The sequence below is a fragment of the Candidatus Poribacteria bacterium genome (assembly GCA_021295755.1).
In the GTDB taxonomy this organism is placed as follows: Bacteria; Poribacteria; WGA-4E; order WGA-4E; family PCPOR2b; genus PCPOR2b.
Genome location: JAGWBT010000205.1, coordinates 1 through 5,685, shown reverse-complemented (window position 1 = coordinate 5,685; position 5,685 = coordinate 1). Strand labels below are relative to the sequence as shown.

At 49.2% G+C, this 5,685-nt stretch carries 5 protein-coding genes; 1 reads left to right on the top strand and 4 read right to left on the bottom strand.

Annotated elements, in window-relative coordinates; genetic code table 11:
- Positions 1-210: 210 nt before the first annotated feature.
- Positions 211-1,563 (top strand): mandelate racemase/muconate lactonizing enzyme family protein, encoded by a 1,353-nt coding sequence (locus tag J4G02_21715; GenBank protein ID MCE2397137.1) that lies wholly within the window; start codon positions 211-213, stop codon positions 1,561-1,563.
- Positions 1,564-2,239: 676 nt separating this feature from the next.
- Here the strand turns inward: J4G02_21715 and J4G02_21710 are convergent.
- The 4 genes from J4G02_21710 to J4G02_21695 form a co-directional block, all read right to left on the bottom strand.
- Complete coding sequence (locus tag J4G02_21710) at positions 2,240-2,434, bottom strand: UPF0175 family protein (GenBank protein MCE2397136.1); 195 nt, start codon at positions 2,432-2,434, stop codon at positions 2,240-2,242.
- A 67-nt stretch (positions 2,435-2,501) separates the two neighbouring features.
- Positions 2,502-3,275, bottom strand: a complete 774-nt coding sequence (locus tag J4G02_21705; protein MCE2397135.1) for a slipin family protein — start codon at positions 3,273-3,275, stop codon at positions 2,502-2,504.
- A 171-nt stretch (positions 3,276-3,446) separates the two neighbouring features.
- Entirely contained in the window at positions 3,447-4,472 is a 1,026-nt protein-coding gene (locus tag J4G02_21700) for a hypothetical protein (protein MCE2397134.1), read from the bottom strand.
- Between the two features lie 64 nt (positions 4,473-4,536).
- Positions 4,537-5,664: a zinc-binding dehydrogenase gene (locus J4G02_21695; protein ID MCE2397133.1), complete on the bottom strand. Its 1,128-nt coding sequence runs from the start codon at positions 5,662-5,664 to the stop codon at positions 4,537-4,539.
- Between the last annotated feature and the right edge of the window lie 21 nt (positions 5,665-5,685).

Here is a 5,685-nt window from a genome sequence, read left to right as displayed (position 1 = left end):
AGAAAAAGCCCGTTTCCAGCTGTTCGACGACAAATGCTGGACTGTGCCAACGTTGGCTGGTGGGAGACTTTATCTTCGCAATCAGAAAGAGATGGTCTGTTTGGATTTGAGATAGATGTTAGTTCATTAGTGTTTTGTCGAGATATGAATCTCGACCTACAGGCTACCTAGCAACTTAGGTGACTTCAATTCTATTTGGGAGAAGGGTTTATGTCCAAAGATACGGACATTCGGATTCTGGATGTAAGCTACGATTTCGAGGAGTACCAATACCGCACCCCGCTCAAATTCGGTGGTGTTCCAGTAAACTATACCCTACTGTTGAATGTGCAGCTTCAGGTGCAGACACGCGATGGAAAAGAGGCGGCAGGTTTGGGGTCAATGACGCTTAGCAACGTGTGGGCGTTCCCACCACGTTACGTTCCTTTTGACCAAAGTCTTGAGGCGATGAGACGGCTCTCAGAACGGTTGGTTGAAACTACACGCAAATGCAATCTGTGCGCTCACCCCGTAGATCTCTCTGAGGCACTTGAACCTGAATTCCTGCGAATCGCAGCCGATCTTTCTGCGGAAATGCAGCTCGCTACACCAATACCAAAACTCTGCACTGTGGTTACGGCAAGCCCCATTGACGCAGCTATCCACGATGGATTCGGTAAGGCAAACGGTATCAACAGCTACGACGGACTCAGTGCAGATTTTATGAGTCACGACCTTTCGCGCTACCTTAACGACAAATTCGCAGGTAAGTACCTCGACCAGTACACGTTACGAAAGCCAAAGTCAAAGATGCCGCTCTACCACTTGGTCGGTGCGCTAGATCCACTGACCGATGCGGATATTCCGAACCGTCTCAATGACGGGCTGCCGGAGACGTTACCGGAATGGATTGTCGCAGATGGCTTGACGCATCTAAAAATTAAACTGAACGGTGATGATTTGGACTGGGATGCGCAGCGGGTGCTTTCGATTGAGAAAATCACCGCCGAAGCGCAGGCAAAGCGGGGTGTGAGTGAGTGGTATTACTCTGCCGACTTCAACGAGACATGCCAAGATGTCGAATATCTGCTGGCATTTCTGCACAAAATTCAGGAGGGTGAGGGACGTGCATTTGAACGGTTAGCCTACATCGAACAACCGACCGATCGAAACCTCAAGGCACACCCTGAGAACAAAATGCACCGCGCAGCGGAGATTAAACCGGTTGTCATCGACGAGTCACTGACCGACTTTGAAACGTTTCAACTCGCACGGGAACAGGGCTATTCTGGTGTCGCACTCAAGGCGTGTAAGGGACAGTCTCAAGCACTGCTCATGGGGGCAGCGGCGATTGAATACGATATGTTCTTGGCGGTACAAGATCTGACCTGTCCGGGGGCATCGTTCCTGCATTCTGCGGGACTAGCCGCACGGGTGCCGCGAGTCACCGCAATTGAAGGCAACGCTCGCCAATTCTGCCCTGTAGCAAATGAGGGGTGGAAGGATAGATTTCCCTCTATCTTTAATATTACCGATGGCACAGTCGGCACCCATGTTTTGACAGGCAATGGGCTAGGACATTAGCGGAAGTGTTTTATAGTGGATCTTAGAATTAATGAGACACTCCAAACCGGCGCGGGTGAAAACCGCACCTACTAGGGACGAAAGTGCCAATTTATTTTTAGAATTCACCATAATTAACCTAAGTTGCTAGGTTCTGTTGACATTTAAGAAATTAATTCATCTTTGCTCCGAGAACCTTCGATGGGTAGGCACAAGTCGCTTTGGATCCCGATTTATCAGGGTTGCTTTGAATCCCAATCCTATCGGGGATTGTAGGGGCAACCCTCGTGGTTGCCCTATTGTAGGTCGATTTTCCAAAATCGACAGTGCGTTGTCGAGATATGAATCTCGACCTACACAAGTGCAGGAGACCGACAATTATCCTGGTGGTTTGGAACAGATAGAACGGAGCGCTCCGTTTCCTACCAATGACTCGATTCTGTGTCGTGGTAAGGGTTTTCGTAGTGAACAACGATCGTTGTTCACTACAACTACTAAGTTTTGGAATTATTATATATGTTACCGTTTGCTTTCAACCAATATACACAAGCATAATTTGCCTGACAGTGTACTAGCAACTTGCGTTAATTAACAGAAAATGAAGCATCAGCAACTACGGTCACCGGTGAAGCCATTCAGCACTCTCCAATTCTTGCTGGATTTCCTCATCATCATACTCAGCAATAGGAATACCCTGTTAGCTCAAAAACTGAATGAAATTCCACAGATGCATCTCTGCCAATTTTGCAGCTTGGCCTAAAGCAAGGACATTGCGCTGAAAGAGTGCAACCGCAAGTAACCGCTTTGCTTCTTCAGTAAGTTTCCCTCCGTCATAGCCTGCGATGGAAAGTGGGATTGCGAGTTCGCTCGGTAGGTATAGTGTGATAGCCATCTCAACCACTTTCCTCTCTCTTTCAGATCTTCAGAGCAGCAGTCATCAATAACAGCATCAGAAGTTATTACTCCGTTTTGCTTCCCTGTTTGATAAACGAGCTCAATAGATCCACCGGTATCGGGAACACCAGTGTTGAGTTTTTCTCGGCAGCCACTTCAATGAGGGCTTGTAGGTAACGGAGTTGGATACCGATTGGATTTCTGCTTAAAGTTGTTGCGGCTTCCGTTAAGGCTTCGGACGATTCCAACTCTCCCGCAGCGTGCGTAAACTTTGCACGGCGCTCCCGCTCTGCCTCCGCTTGTTTCGCCATTGCGCGTTGCATTTCCGCGGGCAGGTCTACATGCTTAATCTCCATAGCGATGACGCTGATTCCCCATGCTTCGCTGTTCCTTTGGATAATCTCTTCCAACTCTTGATTCAGCTTTTCGCGTTCCGACAAGAGGTCATCAAGTTCTGCGCTTCCGAGCACACTTCGGAGCGTTGTTTGTGCGAGTTGGCTGATTGCAAACCCAAAATCTTCGACCTCGACGATCGCCTTTGCCGAGTCCACGATTCGGAAGGTTAAAACGGCGTTCACACTCACGGAGACGTTGTCCTTGGTAATCACATCCTGTGGGGTCACATCCTGGACAACAGTTCGAAGACTCACGCGCTGCATCCGCTCAATCCAGAACGGTATGAGTAGTACAAACCCGGGTCCTCTCGCACCGGTCAAACGTCCCAACCGAAATACAACTGCTCTCTCATATTCTCTAAGGATACGTATAGAAGTCATCATCGCTATGACAAGAACAACTATTGCGATTCCGAGTTCATTCATAAAACTGATTTGCGGCATTTACTTCTCCTTCTCTCGAATTGATCGAAAATAATAAACCCTAATTTAGTTAGGACTTACGCAGCTAAACGGTTAAAGCCCTGTAGTTCGGCGATGAATCGCCGCAGGACACCGGTCCCAACGCCCGATTCATCGGGCAACTACAATCGAAGTGCGTAAGTCCTGTTAGTATTATTTGCCTTTGAGTTTTTCTGCGTATATTGCCCACAGTACAAAGCTGGTGGTTTGTAGATTCGCCATCGGCTCTTTTAGTTCAATGGGGGTGGCACTAACGAAACTTCCATCTTCCTGTTGCACCTCCCTCAAATATCTCAGCGCGACCTGATCCGCGTTCAAGGGATCTTCTCCAATCACCAATGCGAGAACCGCATAGGCGGTAACTTCCGGATCGCTCGGTGCACCTTTCCACATACCAAACCCACCATCATCGTTTTGCATCTGCTTTAGCCAAGCAAGTTGCTCATCAATATTATAAGCAATCGATAATCCCTGCAACACCCACGACGTGACCAGAACGCTAGACCGAGAGCGTATTCCCGGTTCCATTGACCAGCCGCCATCATAATTGATGCGACTGGCAAGCCAATCGGCAGCTTTCGTAACAAGTTCAGATTCCCGGTCAAAGTCAAGGAGCCCAAGCCCTGTTAAAACAGCCCCTGTATAGAGTGGATTGCCAGGTTGGCGGACTTCACGACCCCAGCTTCCACTTTCTCTTTGGGCTTCCTCAAGCCATTTGAGCGCATTAAACTGGGCTTGCCAATACTCTACTGCTTCGGCTCGCTTTAGCGCAATCGCTGCAAAAATGGTGTGGGCAGTATTTCCGTTCCAACTTCCATCTGATTTCTGATGTTTTACCAGATAGCTGACCCCTCGACGGATAACACTTGAACCAGAACCCCAACCTTTTAGCATCAGTGCCTGCATTGCAAATGCCGTGACTTCAACATCACTTTCTCCACCCGGTATGAGGGGCCAACCACCATCATCATTCTGATGTTTGGCAATATACGACGCAGCCTGTTCGATGGTATCATAAGGTGATTTCTCTGCCATCCCCGCTGTTGTGTGTAAACTTAATGCAAGCACAAGTGAACAGATCCACAACTTACACATAACCTGTTGGACAACAGGAAAAGGGAAATTCGAGAAGGGAAAGCAGGAGCGTTGTCTCCATCTCTCCATGTTTCTTGGTCTCAATTTCTGCCTCCTTTCGGGGTAAGCGCCTGTAAATCGCCTAGCAATTTATCGAGTGGTCCATCGCTTAACTTCCATGCGGTTCGATAACGACCTTATAGACGCCATCCTCACCCAGCATCTGGATGCCTTCCTCTAAGCGAGCGAGGGGAAGATGGTGGGTAATGAGATCTTTCAGAGGAACTTGGGTTCGCTCTAAAAAGTCGAGGGCAGTCTGGAATTGGATCTGTGGATACGCCCACACGCCGCAGATGTCGAGATCTTTGTTACAGATCTGGTGTGGACGCACATCAACGGAACCTGAATCGGTATAGTGTCCCACCTCAATCACTTTGCCGCCACGACGAACAAGATCAATGGCTTCGGCAAAGACACCCGGCAATCCGGCACATTCGATCACGATGTCCGCACCCGCTCCACTCGTGAGATCTTGCACCTGTTCAAGACGTTGTTCAAGAGATATTTCACCGACGTTTATAACGACATCTGCCCCCATATGTTTCGCCATATCCAGACGGCTGTCCACAATATCGGTGGCGATAATTGTTCCCGCCCCGGTGCTACGAAGCACAGCAATCACGAGAAGTCCAATGGGCCCACATCCAAGCACAGCAACACTGTCCCCAATGCCGTATCCTGCGCCGACTTGTGGTACACCCGGCGCATGTGCACGCTCGACAGCGCGGGTTGCAACGGCGACCGGCTCTGTCAAGACGCGCAGCGCTTCGGGGATTCCTTCCGATACCTTAAACACCCAAGAATTACCGTGGATATAGGTATATTCAGAAAACTCCCCCGTCAGGTGAGGCGGAGCTTCACAGTTGCTGAACCCGTAAATCGTTCGATTTGTGCATAAGGTCGGACGGTGTGGAAAACGCAAACAGTAGTAGCATCTCCCACAGTTCTTTGAGCCGGGCACGACGGTTACTGGATCGCCCTCTTTAATCGGTCCGCCCATCACATTCATCACCTGATTTGCATCTTTACCAATTTCAGCGACAGTGCCAACGACCTCATGCCCCGGAATCACGGGGAAGTTCAGGTTTGAATGACCGAGATACATGTGCTTGTCGCTACCACAAATTCCGACTTGGTCCACCTGAAGCAGTAGCGCATCGTCAGCGGGAGTTGGTTTTTCAAATTCACGAATCTCGATTTGTCCCGGTGTCGGCATTACCGCAGCCTGTACTTGCATTTTGAAGACTCCTTTATTTAT

Bases quoted from the DNA above. Each gene is read 5' to 3' on its own strand.
- J4G02_21710 (MCE2397136.1), bottom strand. From the start codon at position 2,434: ATGGCTATCACACTATACCTACCGAGCGAACTCGCAATCCCACTTTCC.
- J4G02_21695 (MCE2397133.1), bottom strand. From the start codon at position 5,664: ATGCAAGTACAGGCTGCGGTAATGCCGACACCGGGACAAATCGAGATT.
- J4G02_21715 (MCE2397137.1), top strand. From the start codon at position 211: ATGTCCAAAGATACGGACATTCGGATTCTGGATGTAAGCTACGATTTC.
- J4G02_21705 (MCE2397135.1), bottom strand. From the start codon at position 3,275: ATGCCGCAAATCAGTTTTATGAATGAACTCGGAATCGCAATAGTTGTT.